At 41.1% G+C, this 23,038-nt stretch carries 20 protein-coding genes and 2 pseudogenes; 8 read left to right on the top strand and 14 right to left on the bottom strand.

The window, feature by feature from the left end:
• Nucleotides 1-17 precede the first annotated feature (17 nt).
• From SB028_RS02805 to mreB, 10 genes are all read right to left on the bottom strand, one after another.
• The gene (locus SB028_RS02805; protein ID WP_069368718.1) at nt 18-296 is read right to left on the bottom strand and encodes a barstar family protein; all 279 of its coding nucleotides are present in this window, start codon (nt 294-296) and stop codon (nt 18-20) included.
• Nucleotides 296-796 (bottom strand): ribonuclease, encoded by a 501-nt coding sequence (locus SB028_RS02800; RefSeq protein ID WP_069368719.1) that lies wholly within the window; start codon nt 794-796, stop codon nt 296-298. Before SB028_RS02800 ends, SB028_RS02805 begins: the two co-directional genes overlap by 1 nt.
• A gap of 87 nt (nt 797-883) precedes the next feature.
• A complete protein-coding gene (gene tldD / locus SB028_RS02795) occupies nt 884-2,329 on the bottom strand; it encodes a metalloprotease TldD (protein ID WP_069368720.1) in 1,446 nt (481 codons plus the stop codon).
• Nucleotides 2,326-3,186, bottom strand: coding sequence for a deaminated glutathione amidase (gene nit1 / locus SB028_RS02790; protein ID WP_069368721.1), 861 nt, complete (start codon nt 3,184-3,186; stop codon nt 2,326-2,328). Before nit1 ends, tldD begins: the two co-directional genes overlap by 4 nt.
• Nucleotides 3,183-6,983 carry an AsmA2 domain-containing protein YhdP gene (yhdP, locus tag SB028_RS02785; protein WP_318859785.1) on the bottom strand — a complete coding sequence of 1,267 codons (3,801 nt, stop codon included), beginning with the start codon at nt 6,981-6,983 and terminating at the stop codon, nt 3,183-3,185. Before yhdP ends, nit1 begins: the two co-directional genes overlap by 4 nt.
• A gap of 44 nt (nt 6,984-7,027) precedes the next feature.
• The gene (gene rng, locus SB028_RS02780; RefSeq protein ID WP_069368723.1) at nt 7,028-8,497 is read right to left on the bottom strand and encodes a ribonuclease G; all 1,470 of its coding nucleotides are present in this window, start codon (nt 8,495-8,497) and stop codon (nt 7,028-7,030) included.
• Nucleotides 8,494-9,081, bottom strand: a complete 588-nt coding sequence (locus SB028_RS02775) for a Maf family protein (protein ID WP_069368724.1) — start codon at nt 9,079-9,081, stop codon at nt 8,494-8,496. Before SB028_RS02775 ends, rng begins: the two co-directional genes overlap by 4 nt.
• Nucleotides 9,082-9,133: 52 nt before the next feature.
• Entirely contained in the window at nt 9,134-9,622 is a 489-nt protein-coding gene (gene mreD, locus SB028_RS02770; protein ID WP_069368725.1) for a rod shape-determining protein MreD, read from the bottom strand.
• Between the two features lie 5 nt (nt 9,623-9,627).
• Nucleotides 9,628-10,680: a rod shape-determining protein MreC gene (mreC, locus tag SB028_RS02765; protein ID WP_069368726.1), complete on the bottom strand. Its 1,053-nt coding sequence runs from the start codon at nt 10,678-10,680 to the stop codon at nt 9,628-9,630.
• Nucleotides 10,681-10,771: 91 nt separating this feature from the next.
• Nucleotides 10,772-11,815, bottom strand: a complete 1,044-nt coding sequence (gene mreB / locus SB028_RS02760) for a rod shape-determining protein MreB (RefSeq protein WP_023582893.1) — start codon at nt 11,813-11,815, stop codon at nt 10,772-10,774.
• A gap of 688 nt (nt 11,816-12,503) precedes the next feature.
• Here mreB and SB028_RS02755 point away from each other — a divergent pair.
• Nucleotides 12,504-13,478 (top strand): MDR family oxidoreductase, encoded by a 975-nt coding sequence (locus tag SB028_RS02755; RefSeq protein WP_318859784.1) that lies wholly within the window; start codon nt 12,504-12,506, stop codon nt 13,476-13,478.
• Between the two features lie 36 nt (nt 13,479-13,514).
• Here SB028_RS02755 and SB028_RS02750 read toward each other — a convergent pair.
• Both SB028_RS02750 and SB028_RS20690 read right to left on the bottom strand, forming a co-directional pair.
• Nucleotides 13,515-13,997 (bottom strand): annotated as a pseudogene (locus tag SB028_RS02750) (RNA-guided endonuclease InsQ/TnpB family protein); the annotation flags it as partial.
• Nucleotides 13,998-14,161: 164 nt separating this feature from the next.
• Entirely contained in the window at nt 14,162-14,476 is a 315-nt protein-coding gene (locus SB028_RS20690) for a DUF2628 domain-containing protein (protein ID WP_368911131.1), read from the bottom strand.
• Between the two features lie 48 nt (nt 14,477-14,524).
• Between SB028_RS20690 and SB028_RS02745 the strand changes: the two genes are divergently transcribed.
• Nucleotides 14,525-14,920 carry a hypothetical protein gene (locus SB028_RS02745; RefSeq protein ID WP_069369146.1) on the top strand — a complete coding sequence of 132 codons (396 nt, stop codon included), beginning with the start codon at nt 14,525-14,527 and terminating at the stop codon, nt 14,918-14,920.
• Between the two features lie 67 nt (nt 14,921-14,987).
• Here SB028_RS02745 and SB028_RS02740 read toward each other — a convergent pair whose 3' ends face one another.
• Entirely contained in the window at nt 14,988-15,185 is a 198-nt protein-coding gene (locus SB028_RS02740; RefSeq protein ID WP_069369147.1) for a hypothetical protein, read from the bottom strand.
• Nucleotides 15,186-15,503: 318 nt separating this feature from the next.
• On the opposite strand from SB028_RS02740, the gene SB028_RS02735 reads away from it, so the two are divergent.
• Together SB028_RS02735 and SB028_RS02730 are read left to right on the top strand one after the other, a co-directional pair.
• Nucleotides 15,504-16,886, top strand: a complete 1,383-nt coding sequence (locus SB028_RS02735; protein ID WP_318859783.1) for an S-type pyocin domain-containing protein — start codon at nt 15,504-15,506, stop codon at nt 16,884-16,886.
• Nucleotides 16,883-17,392, top strand: a complete 510-nt coding sequence (locus SB028_RS02730; protein ID WP_069369145.1) for a DUF6392 family protein — start codon at nt 16,883-16,885, stop codon at nt 17,390-17,392. Before SB028_RS02735 ends, SB028_RS02730 begins: the two co-directional genes overlap by 4 nt.
• Before the next feature lie 1,159 nt (nt 17,393-18,551).
• Here the strand turns inward: SB028_RS02730 and SB028_RS02725 are convergent.
• The gene (locus tag SB028_RS02725; RefSeq protein ID WP_318860131.1) at nt 18,552-19,721 is read right to left on the bottom strand and encodes an RNA-guided endonuclease TnpB family protein; all 1,170 of its coding nucleotides are present in this window, start codon (nt 19,719-19,721) and stop codon (nt 18,552-18,554) included.
• 56 nt (nt 19,722-19,777) lie between these two features.
• Here SB028_RS02725 and tnpA point away from each other — a divergent pair.
• The 4 genes and pseudogenes from tnpA (at nt 19,778) to accC (ending at nt 22,967) form a co-directional block, all read left to right on the top strand.
• Nucleotides 19,778-20,198, top strand: a pseudogene (tnpA, locus tag SB028_RS02720) (IS200/IS605 family transposase).
• A gap of 459 nt (nt 20,199-20,657) precedes the next feature.
• Entirely contained in the window at nt 20,658-21,101 is a 444-nt protein-coding gene (aroQ, locus tag SB028_RS02715; RefSeq protein ID WP_006535378.1) for a type II 3-dehydroquinate dehydratase, read from the top strand.
• A gap of 33 nt (nt 21,102-21,134) precedes the next feature.
• Nucleotides 21,135-21,605, top strand: a complete 471-nt coding sequence (gene accB, locus SB028_RS02710) for an acetyl-CoA carboxylase biotin carboxyl carrier protein (protein WP_069368382.1) — start codon at nt 21,135-21,137, stop codon at nt 21,603-21,605.
• Nucleotides 21,606-21,617: 12 nt separating this feature from the next.
• Nucleotides 21,618-22,967 (top strand): acetyl-CoA carboxylase biotin carboxylase subunit, encoded by a 1,350-nt coding sequence (gene accC, locus SB028_RS02705; protein WP_069368383.1) that lies wholly within the window; start codon nt 21,618-21,620, stop codon nt 22,965-22,967.
• The last annotated feature ends 71 nt before the right edge of the window (nt 22,968-23,038 follow it).

Raw genomic sequence — 23,038 nt, 5'->3', positions numbered from 1 at the left:
GTATTTTCTATTCTGCTTTACTTTGTTGTATGCTCACAATGAAAGCTTAAAACGTCTTTACCCAGTTCATTTTCTGCTTCTTGCATCAACTGCACCAAAGGTTGAAAATCACGGGAATGATGAGGAAAATGCTTGAAAACAATACTGACTGGCAGCGCTATTCCTCCCATTAACACATCCCATAATGCATCTAGGTTATCGCCAAATTTATCATCTAACTGAAATTGCAGTGCAAAATCGTGATAAAAGGCATCTCTATCGACCAGTCTTTTAAAATCGAAGATAACCTGTTTCATTAAGGGGCAACCTTTGTCATTGTACGATAGTGATCGGTAGTGAGATAAATCAGCCCATCATTTGAATAGAGCAATCTGTCACTACCACGATGGCCACAATGATAATTCACATCCGCTTCATACCACTGACGCCCTGTCTCTTCTGGTAGCTGTTTTTCACGATTCATAAAGCGATCGCCCCCAATTGCCCTTCCAGGTAAAACTTCACATAAATTGCCTTCTTTCGCATTCCAGCCTTGTGCTCTCGCTTCTTTCTTGGTGAGATAAAAATCAGGTAACCGCTGATGACGCTGTAAATAATCAGCCACTTTATTTGATTGTGTTTTTTCGTCAATGGACAGAGGTTGTTGTGCAGGTCTATTTAGATTATGACTTGATGATGTCGGAATAGGTGCTGATGAAGATGGATCGGGTACTTGGCTTTCAGGTAGAAGTCCTTTGTAAAGCACACCAAATAAAACCGCAACAACAATAAGCACGGGCAATAAACGTTTTCCCATTCGTTAGCTCCTTTAACTGTTATTCAGATAAAAAACTCCATCATAAGATGGAGTTTTTACAATACGTATAGATAACTATAACAATAATTAAGCAGTTCCGCCGACAGTAATTTTATCCAATTTTAATGTTGGTTGCCCTACACCAACAGGGAGGCTTTGCCCTTCTTTACCACAAACGCCAACCCCTTTATCTAAAGCGAGATCATTCCCCACCATCGAAACCTGTTGCATGGCTTCAATACCTGAACCAATCAGCGTTGCCCCTTTAATTGGTTTTGTTATTTTTCCATTCTCGATTAAATAAGCTTCTGAGGTTGAGAAAACAAATTTACCCGATGTGATATCAACCTGACCGCCACCAAAGTTTGGCGCATAAATACCGCGATCAACACTAGCGATAATCTCTTCTGGTGAAGATTTACCAGCTAACATATAGGTGTTTGTCATACGAGGCATAGGCAGATGCGCATAAGACTCACGACGACCATTTCCTGTTGGCGCAACCCCCATTAAACGAGCATTCATCTTATCTTGCATATAGCCTTTTAAAATGCCGTTTTCGATTAATACATTGTATTGACCCGGAATACCTTCATCATCAATAGCAACAGAGCCACGGCGACCTTCGAGAGTACCATCATCAACAATCGTACAAAGCTCAGAAGTGACTTTCTCACCAATACGGCCTGAAAATACAGAGGTTTCACGACGGTTAAAATCACCTTCTAAACCGTGCCCCACAGCTTCATGCAATAACACACCCGGCCAGCCCGCACCCAATACCACAGGCATTGTTCCAGCAGGCGCAGCAATTGCTGATAAGTTCACTAATGCCATACGTACGGCTTCACGAGCATAAGTGATTGCATGGCTTTCACCATTTACTTTTGTTAAGAAATAGTCATAACCAAAGCGACCACCACCACCACTTGCACCACGCTCACGTTTGCCATCTTCTTCCACCAGCACACTCACTGAAAGGCGAACTAAAGGACGTACATCCGCAGCTAACGTACCATCGGTAGCGGCAACAAGGACATGCTCATAAACACCCGTTAATGATGCATTAACTTGTTTAACGCGTTTATCCTCAGCACGAGCGGCTTTATCCACCTCATGCAATAGTGCAATTTTCTCTTCACGGGAGAGGCTTTGCAGTGGATCGTTTAAGCTGTATAGCGGAGAATGTTGAATAGCACCTAAAGTATGGATACGACCATTGCCTTTAGCCTGAACAATACTACGCGCAGCATGGGCACTTTGATTAAGCGCATTAAGCGTAAGTTGGTCGGCATAAGCAAAACCAGTTTTTTCACCGTAAATTGCTCTAACGCCAACACCTTGATCAATATTGTAAGAGCCATCTTTAATAATCTGATCGTCAAGGATCCAAGCCTCGTGATAACTTGACTGAAAATAAAGATCACCATAATCAATTTGACGCTGTGCAAGCTGCTCTAGTGTTGATGCTAAATCATCTAAACTAAGTTTGTTTGCTTCCAACAGACTTTCGCTGACAACAGCTAAACTCATAATTCTTCTTTATCCTTAACTTTTTTGATTAAGTGGGTCAGTTTCGGGCGAAAGCGATTATGTTTTACAACCCGTATCTGTTCACGCATACCTTGCAGACTCTCAACGCCAACATTCAGCGTTAGCGCACTAACGGCATCGGGATTCTTTTTCAAGACTTTCCCCCAACCATCAATCGCCATGGTATGACCCCAAGTTCTGCGCGTATCATGAGTACCCACTTGTGCTGGTGCTAAGATAATACACTGATTCTCAATCGCACGAGCACGTAATAAAGGCTCCCAGTGCGCTTTCCCTGTTAAACGAGTAAAAGCCGCTGGTACAGAGATAATCTCTGCTCCTTTTTCTCTTAATGCTTGGAAAATACCGGGGAAACGGAGGTCATAACAGATCGTTAAACCTAATTTCCCAACTGGAGTATCAACCACGGTTAGGCGTTCACCACGTTGATAAATAGAAGATTCATTATATTCGCCCTGTTCATCGTCAATACTCACATCAAACATATGAATTTTGTCATAACGAGCACGAATAACACCTTCATCATCGAAGACCAAGCTACTGCTGGTAATTTGATCTGGAGAGTCACGACTAATTAAAGGCATAGAACCTACTAAGATCCACACTTTGTAACGCTGAGCCATTTTAGCGATAGCATTTTGTAAAGGCCCATCGCCCTGAATTTCAGCGTGTTTATGGTAATCTTTTGAGTTTGAAAAAAGTAACGCATTTTCAGGTGTTAATACAAGCTTCACTGAATCGGGTAATTGCTTAATCTGTTGCTCGATTTGCGCCAGATTATTTTTTATGTTTTTTCCGCTACAAAGTTGCAAAAGTGCGACATTAACTTTTTTCATAACGCCTGATTCTCCTTAAGCTGACGCAGTACTTCGTCAATTTTGGGTTGTTCCATAGTTCCGGTCACGTGATAACGGATAACTGAAATCTTACTCCAAAGTGGTCCCAGAACCTTTGATGCCGCAAACACCGCGGCGCCTGCAATTGGGTTTATTGCGAAAGCCGTAGCAACACCGACTGTAGCTGAAATCTCTGGGGTGACTACAACTTGTAGATCCATTTTACGTCCAAGTAAGTCCACTTTCCCACTTATCGCAATATCGGCAATAACACCATCAATACGTACTCTCTCTGCATTCATAATACCTTGATTAATCGTAATTTCACTCTTAATCGAGTCATACTCAAAATGCTCACTAAAAGTATCTCTAAAATCAAACTGTAATTTACGTAAAAGTGCATCAAAACTCACAAGGCGAAGCAACTTACCGGCTTGTCCTACATTAACTTTCTCTATACGTCCTTTGCCCAGGGTGGATTTAATATCACCTTGCAAAGTCGCCAGTTCAAAGTTCCACGGTGTATTACGCCATTGTAACGAAAAATCTGCGTCAAGAGGGGATTGAATAATCGGGATAATGTAACCAAAATAGGCAGCCATTTCGTCAACTTCTTCGGCTTTTAATTTTCCCATTAGTTTTGTTGTATTATTGCCCGCATTATCTTGAGACCACACACCATTAACCGACAATTCCCCACTACTATTTTCTAATTTACCGTCAGTTAAAAATAAAGCATTTTGATTTTGTTTTAATGAACCTTCTATCTTCCCTAAAAGCAGGCCATTGACCCAACACTCCTGACATTCAAAATCAATAGGAGGAATACTTTTCACAGAAAATTTTACTGTATTGGGATCAGAAATATTTGCCATTTTTAATGGTTTTTCCTCTTGAGAAGATGAAAAACCATTAAAATAAAGATAATTAATATTAACTTGCCAAGGTGCGGGTGTTGCAGGAATAAACACATCGCCTCGTAATTCACTGCCTGAGAAAGCGAATTTTATTCCCTCAGTAACGTGCATAATTTCAGTTTGAGGATCATCCCATTTTTGCCCTGCAAAATTTAAATCTGGCAAACTGATATGTACATTATCAGGAAAAGTGACTTTATTTTCAGATGGCGTTAAAGACGAAAAAGCCATTAATGTCGGCAACCATTTATCACCCTCTAATCCTTTAATAGCGATAGTTAAGCGTTGTTGTGAACTCAACTCTGGTAATTGAATAGAAGAAGACACCACATTGCCTTGCAATAAGCGTAGCTGTTTTCCTAATGACCATTGGCTATTCAGTTTCCACTGTTTCTCAGCACTGGCATTTAAGGTTAAGGCTTCACTATTACCCTTTGCAGAAATAACAATCGGCGATGAATTTTTTAAATCTTGTGTTTCAGGTGCTGTAAGTTTGCTACTTAATGTGTTGATATCTCCAGTTAAATCGACTTGATAATCAACATCACCTTTTTCGGGGATCTTAACATTCACATTTCCTTTCCATGGGAATACACCACTAAATTTCTGTTGAATATCGCGAGGTAAACCTTGAATTTTTTGAATATCCCATTGGCCTTTTAAACCGACATCGACCTGATAATTATCCCTATCATTATGACTCATAAATGAGAAAGCGAGAGGCTGCCCAAACCAATTAGCCGTTAACGTATCACTCTCAAGTTTATCATTGTGATAACGAAATTGTCCGCTAACGCCCTTTAAGGTGGTATCCATAAAGTTCAATGTAACATCATTGTTTTTTAAATTAATATCACCCGAAGCAACCACATCTTCGCCGCCAAAAGGAATATCTAATTTCAATGTGCCGTTAATGTTTCCTGCGACATTAAGCTCTTCGAGTGTATGCCCAATACTCGCCATTTGAGAATCTAAGAAATACTCTTTCAGCTCATCGCCCGTAGCTTGAATATCCGCGTTAATTAAGATCCGCTCTTGTCGATAACTCTCAATCACTGCACTTAAATTCGTAGCGGTTGCTTTACCCACTTTTGCTTGTGTAGAAGACATCCATAGCCCATCATTTTTAAAATCTAGATTAATATCCAAATTGAATAATGCAGGCCATTCACTATCAAATTTAAAGGTTGCCTGTTTAACTGGGGCATAAACTTGGAACCACCCTTTGTGATTATCAAAAGGGAAATCGGCGGGGTCGCCATGGAAAATAAAGGTTCCATTATCGATATTCCCTGCAATAATCGCCTCCGAGAGATATTCTGTTAGCGCTTTCCCCACATACTCCTCAGGTAGATAACGCCATGTATCTCCTGCATTTGTGACTCTTACACCAGAAAGTATAGAAAGCAGCTGATCTTCACCTTGCTTTTCATAACGAAAATCACCCGCTACCCATGCTGATGTCGCTTGAATATCTAATCCTTCACTCCAAAGAGATAAATCATCTCCTGAGTAAGTCCAATAAATCGCGCCTTTCCCTTTTTCAATATTCAGCGGTGCTTTAAACAATTTTCCAGTATCTATTTCACTGTTTGCTAGGGTGAAATTAAGTTCTCCCTGTTGCATACTGCCTTTTAATTTCCCACTGAAATGTTGTACAGAAGGGATCTCTTGCCAACGCTTCCAACTCACATTCTCCCAAGAGAGATTTATTACGCTTTGCTCAAAGTGTTCAGGTGTGAGGTCTAATGCAAAATCATTAACCACACCAGAAAATTGGCGATATTGCCATTGACGAACAAAATCGGGTGTTAAAAAAGAGAATAATGGCAATACCGCATATAATCTATCTAACTCAATATTTTTGGCTCGAATACGCCACGCTTCATCATGTTGTTTTTCTTTTGGTTGATAAAGAACAGCTAAATAACCATCAGGCCACTCTTCCCCATCCATTGTAATTTTTCGAGTATAAGGAATATCCGCAAGCCAACCATTTTCTTGCCTTCTCATACGCAATATTAAATCTTCAACATTTAATACGTGCGAGGTTCCATTACTACTCCAGTCCATTTCACCTTGGTGAATTTGCAACTGGCTACCAGTGATACGCCCTTGAGTAATTTCAATCCAGTTAGACAAACTGGCTTTCGCTTCACCTACGCCACTATTATTTTTTACCCACTGACTCAGCCAAGGTGAGATATCAATGTCATCTGCGGTAAGAAATACGTTACCGTTATCGATTAAGCCACTCTCGGTGGTATAGAGATCAAGACGTACCTTTAAACCACCATAATGATTAGTTGGTGTATCCAGCGTGACTTCACCTTGAGCGCGATGACGGTTTTTTTGATTTAACCACATCAATTCAGGCGCATGTAATGTACTCGTGTCTCCCGAAGGAGTTAAAAAAACAAAACGGCTTTCAATGAGTTTAAAGCGATCAAACTGCTCAAGGAAAATTGAAGAGATATTATCAGGTTCAGTTAACGTTATATCCCCACTTTGCCCAGTAAAAAGAGGTCTGTGGTAATTCACATATAACTGTTCAAAGGTCATTTCACGAAAGTGAAGGCGAAAATCGAATAATGAACGCCAAACGTCAAAAGAAAAAGTGACTTTTTCTGCCATAACGTTGACATCTTTATTGGTAATATTCAGCCCTTCTACTTGAATATCAGGGCCAAAATTCCGCCACTCTCCCATGATCTTTGTCATTGAGACAGGGCTATTGAGTTGTTTCGTAAGATACGATTCTATTTCAGGGCGATAACTATCTAAGCGAGGTAGAAAATAACGAAATCCGCTTAATATCAAGGCAAAAACGATGAGGCAAAAGACTGTTATCACTAACAGGTATTTAGGCAGCCGCTTCATTTTGTCTCCTTTCTGCCATCATATTCATTAGGAAGGCGAATCCATTACATCATCACCACATCAAATTGCTCCTGACTATAGAGTAGCTCAGTTTGCACTTTCACTTGTTTACCAACAAAAATTTCAACCTCGGCTAATGCATGTGATTCATCGCCTTTTAATGCTTCTGCAACTGCTGAGGAGGCATAAACTAAAAAGCGATCTGCATCAATCGTTTTATGCACCCGCACTATTTCACGTAAAATCTCATAACAAACCGTTTCAACAGATTTTACCGTACCTCGCCCTTGGCAAGTTGGGCAGTCATCACAAAGAACATGTTCAAGGCTTTCCCGTGTTCTTTTACGTGTCATTTCCACTAAGCCGAGTTGAGAGAAACCATTAATAGTCGTTTTCACCCTATCTTTACTTAGTGCTTGTTCAAGTGATGCTAATACTCTGCGTTTATGTTCATCATTATTCATATCAATAAAGTCAATAATGATGATACCGCCTAAATTACGTAACCGTAATTGACGAGCAATGGCTTGGCTTGCTTCAATATTAGTATTAAAAATCGTTTCTTCTAAATTTCGATGACCAACAAATGCCCCAGTATTAATATCAATAGTGGTCATTGCTTCCGTTTGATCGATAATCAGATAACCGCCTGATTTTAATTCAACTTTACGCTCTAAAGCTCGCTGAATTTCACTTTCTACACCATAGAGATCAAAAATAGGCTGATTGCCTTGGTGTAATTCAAGTTTAGCGGTTAATTCAGGAATATATTCACCAATAAATTCCTGTAATTGATTGTAAGTTAATTTAGAATCAACTCGTATGCTATCTAATTCGGAACCCGCAAAATCACGTAAGATACGCTGTGCTAAAGCCAGCTCACCATAAATTTGAATACGGGTTTTATTTCTTTTCTTACGTTCAATGATTTTATTCCATAGGCGTTTAAGAAAAGCAGCATCTTGCTTAATTTCATGTTCACCAACGCCTTCGGCGGCAGTACGAATAATAAAACCACCATTTTCATCGCAATACTCTTCAACGAGTAACTTTAAGCGCTCACGCTCTTCTTCACTATCAATTCGCTGAGAAACGCCTACATGAGACGCACCTGGCATAAACACTAAATAGCGAGAAGGCAATGTAATGTCCGTGGTAAGGCGAGCACCTTTGGTTCCTAAAGGATCTTTAACCACTTGTACAATTAAATCTTGTCCTTGATGCACCAGTTGTGCAATATCACGAACATTAAATTTTTTCTGCTCTTCACCTGCAATACATTCAGTGTGAGGCATAATGTCAGAAGCATGTAGAAAAGCGGCTTTATCCAGCCCAATGTCAATAAATGCAGCTTGCATCCCGGGTAATACGCGACTTACCCGACCTTTGTAGATGTTTCCGACAATACCCCGTTTAGCTTCTCTTTCGACATGAATTTCTTGAAGTATGCCTCCGCGAATATAGGCAACACGAGTTTCAGAAGGCGTCACATTCACTAATAACTCAGCTGTCATGAAATATCCTTCTCATTAGCTAAAGACGAAAATTGAGCTATCAATGCTTCGGTTTCAACAAGAGGCAATCCGACAACAGCATGATAACTTCCCTCAATCCGTTGAACAAAACGACCTCCTTTTCCTTGAATACCGTAAGCGCCAGCTTTATCCATTGGCTCCCCTGACTCAATATACGCGCTAATCTCACTCTCTGTCATCTCTCTAAAAGTGACGTGTGTGACGACTAATTGACTCAATGTGCGTGTTCTATTAGAGAGAGCAATTGCTGTCATCACTTGATGTGTTGCGCCTGAAAGTGAACGTAGGATATGTGCAGCATGGGTTTTATCACGAGGTTTTTCAAGAATATGTCCATCATGAACCACAATAGTATCAGAACCCAAAACGGGATAATCATAAGGTGCTTGTTTTACACCTGCTTGTGATTTCTCTTTTGCTAGACGAAGAACATACTCTTCTGGCTTTTCACCTTGTTGCCAAATTTCATCAATTGCTGGCGTAATAATACTAAATTCAACATCTAATAACGCGAGAAGTTCACGTCTTCTTGGTGAACTGGAAGCCAGATAAAGCGTGGTCACAAATCATGTCCTCATGACGATAACGCAAAAGTGACCGCCATGATCCAATAACTTAGTGAACTAAAAACTGGTGACGGATTTTGCGAAGTAAAAAATAAAGCCATGGCCAAAGAATACCACTGACTGGGCTATTCCAGAATACTTGAGGGTGAAAAGTCACGGGTGAAAGTAAAAATTCTGCCCAAAATACAGTGAGATCAACAATAACAACACTTAACATCACCACTAAAGCTTGTTGCCATAATGCTAGATTGCAAAAAAGCTGATATTTAAAGGCGATAACATAACTCACTAACGTGTAGGCCAATGCATTAACACCCAAGGTCGTTCCTTGGACTAGATCCATAATCATACCTAAGACAAACGCGGTTCCGACACTTACACGATGAGGAATTGCTGTTATCCAATAAATAAGAAATAACATCGGCCAAATAGGTCGATATACTTCTAACTGTTCTGGCCACGGCATAATTTGTAAAACTAATGCGACAAGAAAAGAGAGCCAAACAACCCAACGCCCACGACTTTGATATGGATTCATTGTGTCTACCTACTTCTATTTGTATTAGCAGGTGTATTGGTTGCAGCAGGTGTTGTAACAGATGTCGCATTTCCGTTAGTGCCTTCAGCTGTATTGTCTAACGGCTCTTGAGACATAGAACGAGGAAGCGGTGGTCCTGCTTGTTCATAATTAGGTAAAACTTGAGGCATCAGTTGCATTAAACGCTCATTAGCTGCGTTATAAACCTCTGAAGGCAGAGGAGGCTCCCCCATTTTATCTGATGCATTCCATAATAAAAGCAAATAGCGTAAACGCTGTAACTCTGCTGAAGGTCGAACATTAATCACGGAATAAGCCCGTTGATTATCGACTTTAACTGAAGATACCACACCAACAGGATACCCTTCTGGGAAACGCCCCCCCAATCCTGATGTCACTAAAACATCGCCTACACGAATATCAATATTGGCAGGTAATGCTTCTAACAATAAATCATCGGCGCACCCCGCACCAGAGGCGATAACACGAATATCGTTACGTAAAACTTGTACAGGTAATGCATGAGAAGTGTCACATATTAATAGCACACGACTCGTAATCTCACTTACGGCAATAACTTGTCCTACAACACCTTTATCACTAATGACAGGTTGCCCTTCATAGACGCCATCATTGGTTCCTTTATCAATAACCACTTGATCTCGATAAGGCGTGCTATTACCAGACAGCACTTGTGTTACTGTCATCTGTTCATTTTGGCGCAAAGGTGAACCAAGTAATTCTCGTAAACGGGCATTTTCTTGCTTAAATTGCTCCAGTAATTGGCTTTCACCGCTGCGAACTAATAACTCTTTCCTTAACGCTTGATTCTCAAATTGCAAACGCTCACGCGTGGCAAAGGTTTCTGAAATTTGATCGAGGAAACGGCGAGGGCCATTTGCAAGAAAATAGAAGGGACTAACTGCAGTATCAAGATACTGGCGGACTTTAGAAAATGCGCCAATACGGTTATCAGCAATCAATAAAGAAATGGCGATAACCACGGCGATTATTAATCTTAGTTGCAGGGAAGGACCCCGACTAAAAATTGGCTTCATAAACTCTAAAATCACTCACACGGAGAAGTAAAAAAACAGGCGTTAATATTCTCACCAAGGGGGAATCCATTCTCCCTTGTTAGAATTAATCTCAATCTTCGCTAAACAGATCGCCACCGTGCATATCGATCATTTCTAATGCTTTACCACCACCACGAGCAACACAAGTCAGTGGATCTTCAGCAACAATAACAGGAATACCTGTTTCTTCCATCAATAAACGGTCAAGGTTACGTAACAACGCACCACCACCCGTTAATACCATACCGCGCTCTGAAATATCAGAGGCTAATTCTGGTGGGCATTGCTCTAATGCAACCATAACGGCGCTTACGATACCTGTTAATGGCTCCTGCAAGGCTTCAAGAATTTCATTAGAGTTTAATGTAAAGCTACGAGGTACACCTTCTGCAAGGTTACGGCCGCGAACTTCGATCTCATTAACTTCATCAGAAGGATAAGCTGAACCGATATCGTGTTTGATACGTTCAGCTGTTGCTTCACCAATCAGTGAGCCGTAGTTACGACGTACATAGTTAATGATAGCTTCATCAAAACGGTCTCCGCCGATACGAACAGAAGAAGAGTAAACAACACCGTTTAATGAAATCACGGCGACTTCTGTTGTACCGCCACCAATATCGACCACCATTGAACCTGTTGCTTCAGAAACAGGTAATCCTGCCCCGATTGCAGCAGACATAGGTTCTTCAATTAAGAACACTTCGCGAGCACCTGCACTTAATGCTGATTCACGGATTGCCCTGCGTTCTACTTGAGTAGCCCCTACTGGTACACAAACTAATACACGAGGACTTGGACGCATAAAGCTATTGTTATGAACCTGTTTTATGAAGTGCTGAAGCATTTTTTCGGTTACATAAAAATCAGCAATCACACCGTCTTTCATTGGACGGATAGCAGCGATATTCCCAGGTGTACGCCCTAACATCTGTTTGGCTTCATGCCCAACAGCTGCAACACTTTTTGATGTGCCAGCGCGATCTTGACGAATAGCGACAACGGAGGGTTCATCGAGAACAATACCCTGTCCTTTGACGTAAATAAGGGTATTGGCGGTACCCAAGTCAATAGACAAATCGTTGGAAAACATGCCACGAAATTTTTTAAACATACGAAAGGATAATCCTGCAAGCCGGGACGGAAAAATCCGTCTACTCTATCAACCACAATAAGCAGCGACAAGGCGCGATTCACTACTTAGATTAAAGTGGACACGTAAATAATCTTAAAGGCACAATATTCTACGTTACTTTTCCCAATTGGAGCAGAAAAAAACTGCATAAAAATGGGCTAATTAGAACGATTAACGCATAATTTCGATCCTACGCTGTTCATATTTAACTTATGTAACAATACAAACAACGTTCACATCAATAAAGAGAAATCTCACTTCGTTGCCACACTGTGACTCAAAAGTCTCATTGCAAGTTCAAATAAAATTTATACATTTGAATAAGTACAATCACTCTATTGATATTAAATGGTGTTTTATTAGCAAAAATTGACTGAGATCCCCCCCAAAGTACCCACCTCGAATACTCATAAGGCAACACATTATCTTTACTTCAAGCAATAAAGAGAAATGCTAATTTTTATCTAATCGTAACCCATTAACGCTGTTATCTAATTACCAAAAGATAAAACTCAGAATAATCTCTGCATCAATAAACATAGAACCCCCGTTTATACACTAAAAAAGGATTATTTGTCTCATTATTACAATAGATATTGTGCGCAATCACGACGAGATCTGAAAAATCGCCTATCATGACACAAATAGAAATCGATGAGGGGCCAAGATGAAAGCATTAATCGTAGAACAAAATGACAACAAACTCCGTGCCAGCGTACAAAGTATCGATGAAAAAACACTGCCTATTCATGAGGTTATTGTCGACATTCATTACTCAACGCTTAACTATAAAGATGGGCTGGCGATCACAGGTAAAGGGAAAATACTGCGCCAATTCCCAATGGTACCCGGAATCGATTTTTCGGGGATTGTTCATCACACCGAAGATCCTCGTTTCCATATTGGTCAACATGTCTTATTAACCGGCTGGGGAGTCGGTGAAAGTCACTGGGGGGGTCTTGCGCAAAAGGCGGGGGTAAAAGGCGATTGGTTAACCGTCGTACCAGAAGGACTCACTTTAAAAAATGCCATGACAATCGGAACTGCGGGTTTTACTGCCATGCTTTGTGTGATGGCATTAGAACAAGGCGGTATCACACCTGAAAGCGGTGATATTTTAGTCACTGGAGCCAGTGGTGGTGTCGGAAGCACCGCGATTAGTTTACTCACAGCATTAGGCTATCAAGTTACCGCATTGAGTGGTAGAGCCAGTAACCATGACTATTTACGCAAACTCGGAGCCAAAAACATTATCACTCGCGAAGAGTTTGAACCTGCTGGCAAAGCTTTAGATAAACAGCGCTGGGCGGGAGCAATTGATACCGTCGGAGGGCAAATTCTTGCCAATATTCTGTCACAGACAAATTATAACGGAACAGTAGCAGCTTGTGGATTAGCGGGGGGTTTCTCTTTGCCAACAACCGTGATGCCTTTTATTTTACGTAATGTTCGCTTACAAGGTGTCGACTCTGTTTATTTCCCAGCAGAAAAACGCGCCCAAGTTTGGCAACGTTTATTAAAATTGCTACCTGATACATTCTATCAGCAAGCAATGACAGAGATTACACTTGATGAAGTTCCACGTTATGCTCAGATGATTATGGATAATCAAGTGACAGGTCGAACTTTAGTAAAACTGTGACTGCTCCCCTCCGTAAACGGCGAGGCTTCCCACTTCTCAGACCGCAACCCTCTGTACGACGGATTTACGCGGGTCTCCATGGGCTGAAACGACGAGTCCCGCCGCGTGTAATTCCAATATGCCCTTGTGTCGGATATTGATTGCCGCATTGATATCTCGGTCATGTTCAACTCCACATTTAGGGCATTGCCAGATACGCTTATGTAGTGGCATTTCTGACATTTTATGACCGCAGCAATGACAGGTTTTCGAACTGGCAAACCATTGATCCAGTTTTACCAGATGGACGCCTTTTTCTGCGGCTTTATATTCCAGCTTTGTGATAAAACCATGCCAGCCTGCATCACCGATAGCGCGAGCCAGACAGTGGTTTTTCATCATATTCGCCGATTTCAGTGTCTCTACAATTACCGCTTGGTTTTTGTCAACAATTGCACGAGAGAGTTTGTGTTGAAAATCAGCACGAGCATTGGCTACCCGTTCGTGTACACCTGCAAGCTGTATTCGGGCTTTACGCCTTATATCCCCGTCCGCACTGGGCGAGGGTTTACGGCGTTTTTCGCTAAAGGAACAAGCTAAGAAACCATGACCCAAGAGCCAATCATGGAGAAAAGCAAAGACAAGATGACGATGTCGCTTCGCTCCGTTATAATTGGTACCACATTGGGGCATTAGGTATTATTTTATGTTTTTTTAGTTATTACATAACCCATGCTAGTTAACTTATCAACATACAATCCGTTGATGCTGAACCCTTGAATTATTGAATACCCCAATCTAACAAGCCATAAAACTAAAATTAAAAACTGCGATCCATCAGAATGGGCCCAGATGCTTAAAACAGTCCAAAAGATGCAAAAAAATAGCCAGAAAAAACCGACCTTCCACATTTTTCTAAACAAAAATGGCCAAAATCCAAAAAAAAATGCGAACCATGAAAATCCGCACTTAACAATTATATTATGATTACCACTTGATAATGTCAGTTTTTGTATCATGATACATTAATTAATTAATTGATTTACAATAAAAAAATAGGTTCTTGAATGAATTTCAAAATATTTCTGTTTCTGCTAATTACAAGTGCTATGACATTTAGTGCCTCATCATTTGCCAATTCAAAATTAGAAATCATTAATGAGCTGAAATCTACTTCTATCATATTAAACAAAAATTTACCAAAACGAATTGATGACTATACTGTGGCTGAAAAAGTAAAATCCACTGAGAACGGACTTATATTCAGCTACACCACATCAATAAAAATAACCAATGAAATCAGTGATAAACTTAAAGATAATGTATTAAGAATGGTAAGGATGAGTTGGTGTGATAAACATTGGTTTAACAATTCTACCTACCCAGTTACTGGAACTTTTATCTACAAAGGTGCAGAAAAAAGCACTGCATTTTTTATTTTTAATAGGTATGACTGTGATTAAAATAAAAAACAATTCTATTTCATTAAAATCAACAGATAGGTTCTTCTAATCCCTTTTATGTTAAACGCTACAAGTCTCTCATGTGGCGTTTTATCGCCTCTTCACTTTCAGTAAGCCATGCATCTCGTTGCTCTTGGTCTTCTTGCTCCTTTTTCCATTGCTCTATTTGCGCCTGACTAAACCGATTTTTCCTTTTTACCATTTGGTTGAGCCTTTTCCATTTACGCATTTCAGTTTCGTTTTTTAATTTTTTTTTCGTTTTCATACGTTCCCTCATAAAGAATTGCGTGCTTTTAAAGACTTTAACCGTATTTTTAGGTTTAAAAAAAGAAATGTTAAAAATGAGCCAAAACGGCACAGAAACCGTTCTAAACTTTCAGGGTGGATTTTGGGTGTTATGGGGTGTATTTGGTGCTTAAAATCGTGCTGATGCGTTCTGATGGTGATTAACGGGCGGTTTTAAGGTGTAAACTCGTCCGTTTAACATAATGGGTCTTATCCGTATTTCAATTATTACTGAATCAATATCTTTTTTATTCACTATTCTTACTTCATTAAATCTCTTTATTTTAGGAAGCGATAGATGCCTGAATACCTTATTCACGGAAAAAATAACGAGGAAGGAAGAACGACTGCGGGGGGACAAGTAACACCGGTTTCTGTCATGCCCGCTAAACTTTTTATGGAGGCACGCTCACTATCCTATGCTCCACCTAAACCCATTGAATTACCTAAACCCATTTTGAAACCGACGGCTTCTTCTCATCAACGCGTGATTAAAATTGTGAAAGCGATGAAAGATGTAGCGACGGCTTCTCGGGGAGGACTTTTAACTTTACTATTTCACTCCGAGCCGGCGGGTGACCCAAATGAAGACCAACTCTTTATTGGAAGAATTATTAATTTTCCTCTTCTGGTTGGCGGATTTTCTCGTTCACCGCAGACTATCAAAGGACAAAATTATGCGGAAGAAGCCACGCTACGACAGCTTGCGCATAAAAAAAGTACCGTCATCACAGGTGTGCGATTTCGGATTGTTGAAAATGAAAATACGGCATATGCCAATAAAGTCGCCGGCTATATCGTCAATGAGGCCAGTGGACTTAATCATGTCAGAGTCCGATTTGCTACACGTCATGAAGATGGTACTGCGTCATTTTCAGATCCCGATATTGATGGAGAATTTCATTGGGATATGGCAGGGAATACCGCAGAATATATCCCCTCAAACCCCAGTGATGCTTTTCAAACTGTTAAATTCAGTTTAAATAATGGGCGTCAAGAGACCCTTATCCATGATGGGGGGGAGGTGGGCTATACCACACCGCCACTTCCGTTACCCGAGCCCCAAGAAATTTGGCGCTTGCCTAACCCTATTCCTGAAAAGACGTTGAATGCGCCTCCCGGTTTTCCAGAAGAACGGCAGAATGGTTGGGTAGAAACCTTTCCATTGGAAGAAGACGATTTTAATGATTTTATTATTGTCGACCCTTGGGGGGAAGTGCCTGCTATTTATGTCTATTTTCAAAAAAGGATCGTGAATTTTTTAGAAGTCGATTATTACGGAAAATTGAAAAAACTCTCTAAAGGGGGGATCTATGAAGTTGACCATATTCCGTCAAAAGCCGCAGTCGAAATTTATTTAACAAATTTAGATGAAACAATGACTGAAACCCAATTAGATATAGCATTAGATAATGTAGCATCCGTTGCTATCCCTAAATCGGTACACCAAAAATGCAGTGAAACCTACGGTGGCAGAAATAATAGTTGGGTTGAATTAGACGATGATACAAAACTGCGTCGAAAAGAGTATGACGGTCAGGATTTAAAAAAAGCGGTTGAACGAAATTGGGAAATAGAGCGACGATGTTTAAAAGCGGAATATAATACTCCTGATGAAGAATTAGATAAGGTTTTAGCTGAACTACACCGATTAAATAGAGCGAAAGGATTATACCAATGAGTGTAAATATTGAAGCCTTAGTACGGCGATTAGGGGATACTTATGATGAACTTTATAACGACGGGTTAATTCCTTATAAAACTAAACCGCAAGGCAATTCGGGTGATATCACTTTAAAGTTACGGATGAGCAAAGAATATGTTTTTTTATCATTTAAAAACCCATTAAAAACGCTCTCTCAAATTACACTGACATTAATCCCAAATAATATTAAAAATGGTTGGGTATTCCCCAATAAAATCCCGTTTGGGTTAGAACAAGTCATGACTGACCAATGGCTTTATCAGCATATAGGGAATCCGATTAGGAGAGGGCCTGAAAAGGTTCTTTTAGGGACTCCCTATGGTAAGACTGAAGTGTTTACCTTAAAATATATGACCAATTCAAATCAAAAAGTCGTTTTAATAGCGAGTTTTCATCCTACCATGAAAAATTTTGTTCAAGAAATAACGTTTGAGCTATTAGAAAAGTTAGAAGCACGTTGGAAATCTACCCCCTTCAAATAATCCCTTTTATGTTAAACGGGCGAGTTAGTTCGCGAAAACCGCCCGTTCATCCCCATCAAAGCCCCTCAAAACGATTTTAAGACACGATCACCCTATAAAACACCCAAAGTTTAGAACGGTTTTGCGAGCTTCTGAGTGCGTTTTTAACATCATGCAAACTGACAAGTAAAACGATGCGAAATCGCTGAAAGTCACAAACTTGTTTTATGGCAAGAAGCGATTTGACCAACCGAGTAAAACGAGGGCGGTAGTGTTTTTAATGATGAACGGAAATCTGAAAAATCGAGGTTAATTTCATTTTTGCTTTAACAGCCAACTGCAAGTTCAGGGGAGATAGAATCAAATGTGGCTACATTTGGGATCACTATCCCTATCCTGCATGATTAGAAATAGCTCGTAGAGATTGAAAAAGGGTATTAGGGAATTTATTCCCTAAGCACGCGATTTGTATACGTCGCCGTCGTGCCTGTAAATTACCCAACATAAATTTGCCATTTAAAACTAGCACTACCGAAGCACCTAATTAGCACATGATTAGTACGACAGCGGGGAGGGCTTCCAGAATTAGCACTTATTTAGCACTAAATTAGTACACGATTAGCACTTATTAGCTTCGGGAGTATGGCGACTCAACGAGCGTTAGATGATATGACGCTTCCTCGATGGAAAATAAATTTTCATCTTGCGGCGAGCATTGCGGATTGAAATACAGAAGGATTTTTTTGTGATACTCCAGAAGGCACAGAGCCGAAATGATTGTGACATCACTTCGGCTCTGCTAATCTAAATCGGTGCATAGTTGCTAACGATTCGACCTTAACAATCCAATCTTAGCAACGGGAAGCTAGCTTGTCACTACTTCCTTAAAACCATTCAAAGACACTAACTCAAATGCACCACTTGATTGACTCGGACTTAGCCCGGTCTCCGAAAGGATAAACAGGCAAATTGTGGTAGTAAAACGTACCGGAAAACGAAATTCCGGCTCTGCCTCCGAATCACGCTGCGGTATCGAAAGATTACAGTGCGTACCTGATAAGAGCACCAATCAACGGACTAGGGATTTCTTGGATTGCACCGTCGAAAGAAGCCCAACCTAACCAGAAGAACCAAACTTAGATGACTGCTCCCCGCCGTAAACGGCGAGGCTTCCCACTTCTCAGACCGCAACCCTCTGTACGACGGATTTACGCGGGTCTCCATGGGCTGAAACGACGAGTCCCGCCGCGTGTAATTCCAATATGCCCTTGTGTCGGATATTGATTGCCGCATTGATATCTCGGTCATGTTCAACTCCACATTCAGGGCATTGCCAGATACGCTTATGTAGTGGCATTTCTGACATTTTATGACCGCAACAATGACAGGTTTTCGAACTGGCAAACCATTGATCCAGTTTTACCAGATGGACGCCTTTTTCTGCGGCTTTATATTCCAGCTTTGTGATAAAACCATGCCAGCCTGCATCACCGATAGCGCGAGCCAGACAGTGGTTTTTCATCATATTCGCCGATTTCAGTGTCTCGACAATTACCGCTTGGTTTTCGTCAACAATTGCACGAGAGAGTTTGTGTTGAAAATCAGCACGGGCATTGGCTACCCGTTCGTGTACACCTGCAAGCTGTATTCGGGCTTTACGGCGATTAGCACTCCCTTTTTGCTTGCGAGATAAGGCTTTTTGTTTTCGACGTAGGTGACGGCTGGCATTGATAAGGTGGCGCGGATTAGCAATCTTATTGCCGTCTGATTTGATGGCGTAATGACTCAGCCCCACATCAAGCCCCGTGATATTTGATATCAATGTTGGCTTTGCCGGTGCTTCTACCCCGTCATCACAGAGTAGTGACGCATAGTATTTTCCGGTTGCGCTGCGGCTCAGTGTGATACTTTTCAGCGCCCCCGTAATTTCACGATGTAAACGCGCTTCAATCGGTGCGATTTTCGGGATTTTTATCGCGCCATCAATGACTTTGATCCCGACACAATGATAGCTAGATTGTCTGCCATGCTTACTTTTAAACGTGGGAAAACGGGCTTTTAGTTTCGGATTAAAAAAGTTGGAGAAAGCCACGTCAAGGTTAATCACCGCCTGCTGCAATGCAATTGAATCATATTCTTTAAGCCACCCATATCTGCGGGATTTTTTCGCCACGGCAAGCAGCGGTTTAAGGTCTTTACGCGGGTTTAAATTTACGCCGTGCCGCTGGTAAGCGTCTTTCTTGATGTGCAGCGCTTTGTTGTACGCAAAACGAACCGCACCGAACTGAGCGTTGAGATATTCAGCCTGTTCTGGTGTTGGGTAGATGCGTACTTTTGTTGCTCTTAATATCATCAGCGCTCATTGATATAATGTTTTTATTTTAACATGTTAGGGCAATATATCAATTGAGTAATCATGATGATTTACTGGCGGGAACCCTCAGAAAGCGGCACAGTGTCAGTAAACTGGTCGTGCATCTGATCTTTACGACAAAGTATTGACGTAAGCTATTGACAAATGATCGCTCAACTGCGTGATGCATTTGACTCCGCTGCGGCAAAACTTGAATGCGAAATTATTGAGATGGACGGAGAGCCTGACCATGTGCATCTGCTGGTTGCTTACCCGCCAAAACTGGCGGTCAGTGTGATGGTCAACAATCTGAAATCAGTATCGTCGCGCCTGCTGCGCCAGCAAAACACACATTTACGGACGCAAAGTAAAACGAGGCTTTTGTGGTCAAGGTCGTACTTTGTCTGTAGCTCCGGAGGGGCAACGATTGAAACACTCAGAGCCTACGTTCAGAGCCAGTCAACGCCTGATTGATCTTTAAAGCCCTGCGGGCTTTTCGCTAATTCTTGAGTTTTATCTGCTTATTTCTGGCATTAATTCACCTTATTTAATGCCAGAGTAAGCTTTATTGTAGGTGATATAGATAGAAAATTGTGATGTAGATCACATTTGTAATATATATTGATGACTGACCTCAAAGAAGTTCAGATTTCCAATGACATCAATAAATAACGTGATGTTATGATGGTTTTTTAGTCACTTATTTATTTTGCTTTCTCGCGTTTACAATCTTGTAAACACTTTTAACTTTTCATCAAAATAAACCCTTCATTCCCTGATTAGACCAGTATTTTGCTGTTATCTTCTGTGAAATGTCTATAATGTCGGACTTTGTGATATGTATCGTCGCATTGGATACAATAAAAGATGACAAAACGAAAAGCACAGGTTATTTTGTCATTTCGTTGACGAATTGACGGAGATAGAAGCATAATGTCGGAAAATTTTCATATTTTGCTCCTGAATGGTCCGAATTTAAACCTGCTTGGAACAAGAGAGCCGGAAACCTACGGACACTTAACTCTGGATGATATCGTTCAAAGTTTGTCAGCAGATGCTCAGGCATTAAATGTGAAACTCAGTCATTTTCAGTCTAACGCTGAATTTGAGCTGATAAATAAAATTCATGCAGCTCGGGGTAATGTCGATTATATATTAATCAATCCTGCAGCTTTCACGCATACCAGTGTTGCACTGCGTGATGCATTATTAGGGGTGAATATTCCATTTATTGAAATTCACCTATCCAATGTCTACAGTCGGGAGCCTTTCCGCCACCATTCATATCTCTCCGATATCGCAACAGGCGTAATCTGTGGATTAGGTGCAGAAGGTTATCGATTTGCTTTACAGGCAGCGGTCAGCCGCTTGTCTTAATAAAAAACATCAAAAAGAGTACGGAATCAACTCATGGATATTCGTAAAATTAAAAAACTGATCGAGCTAGTCGAAGAGTCTGGCATTTCTGAACTGGAAATCTCTGAAGGTGAAGAGTCAGTACGTATTAGTCGTAACTCTGGCCTTCAGGGTCAAATGGCTCCTCAGCAATATTTTGCGGCACCAGCGGCTCCTCAACCTGCATTAGCCAATGCAGTTGCGCCCGTAGCGCCAGAAACACCAGCGGCTACACCAACGCAAGAAATCAGCGGTCATGTTGTTCGTTCACCAATGGTCGGAACGTTCTACCGCTCACCAAGCCCTGAAGCTAAGAAATTTGTTGAAGTCGGTCAGCAAGTCAATGTAGGCGATACTCTGTGCATCGTTGAAGCAATGAAAATGATGAACCAGATTGAATCTGACAAAGCGGGTGTTGTTAAATCTATCCTTTGCCAAGATGGCGACAACGTTGAGTTTGACGCTCCACTCTTTGTTATCGAATAACGAGGCAGGTCCATGCTAGAAAAAATCCTCATTGCCAACCGTGGTGAGATAGCACTGCGTATCCTAAGAGCATGTAAAGAGCTTGGGATAAAAGCAGTTGCCGTCCACTCCACGGCAGACCGTGATTTAAAGCACGTTCTGCTGGCAGACGAGACTATCTGTATTGGTCCCGCTGCTTCAGCAAAAAGTTACCTAAATATCCCTGCAATTATTGCAGCGGCTGAGATCAGTGGCGCACAAGCCATTCATCCAGGATACGGTTTCCTGTCTGAAAATGCTGATTTCGCAGAGCAAGTTGAACGCTCAGGCTTTATTTTTATCGGCCCCAAAGCTGAAACCATCCGCCTAATGGGTGATAAAGTTTCTGCTATTGAAGCGATGAAAAAAGCGGGTGTTCCTTGTGTGCCAGGATCAGACGGTCCTTTAGGTAACGATACTGCGAAAAATATTGAAATTGCTAAACGTATTGGCTACCCAGTTATCATCAAAGCCTCTGGTGGCGGTGGTGGTCGCGGTATGCGGGTTGTTCGTTCTGAAAAAGATCTAGAACAATCCATTACAATGACGCGTGCGGAAGCCAAAGCGGCATTTAGCAACGACATGGTATACATGGAAAAATACCTTGAAAACCCACGCCATGTTGAAATTCAAGTTATGGCTGATGGTCAGGGTAATGCAATCTATTTGGCTGAACGTGATTGCTCAATGCAACGTCGTCACCAAAAAGTGGTTGAAGAAGCACCGGCTCCGGGTATTACCCCTGAAATCCGTAAAAATATCGGCGAACGCTGTGCGAACGCCTGTATTGAAATCGGCTATCGTGGCGCAGGTACATTCGAATTCCTGTATGAAAATGGTGAATTCTACTTTATTGAGATGAATACCCGTATTCAGGTTGAACATCCAGTAACAGAGATGATCACAGGCATTGACTTAATCAAAGAACAGTTACGTATTGCATCTGGCTTACCTTTATCCGTAACGCAAGATCAAATTAACGTTCATGGTCATGCCATTGAATGTCGTATCAACGCAGAAGATCCAAAAACCTTCATGCCAAGCCCAGGGACTATTACTCGTTTCCACTCACCTGGTGGATTTGGCGTACGTTGGGAATCACATATTTACGCAGGTTATACTGTTCCACCTCACTATGATTCAATGATTGGTAAATTGATCACTTACGGTGAAACACGCGAAATTGCGATCTCTCGAATGAAAAATGCGTTGGCAGAACTTATCATTGATGGCATTAAAACCAATATTGAACTGCACCAGTTCATTATGAATGATGAAAGTTTCCAAAAAGGTGGTACAAACATTCACTACCTTGAAAAACGTCTAGGTTTAGCTGAGAAATAATCTTTCTCACTTAACAAGAAAAGGCATAGTTTATTTACTATGCCTTTTTTATTGCTGATTTTCTAATGGGT

The sequence above is a fragment of the Proteus vulgaris genome (assembly GCF_033708015.1).
GTDB lineage: Bacteria > Pseudomonadota > Gammaproteobacteria > Enterobacterales > Enterobacteriaceae > Proteus.
The sequence above is the reverse complement of the archived record's forward strand: the minus strand, read 5'-3'. Positions and strand labels throughout refer to the sequence as shown.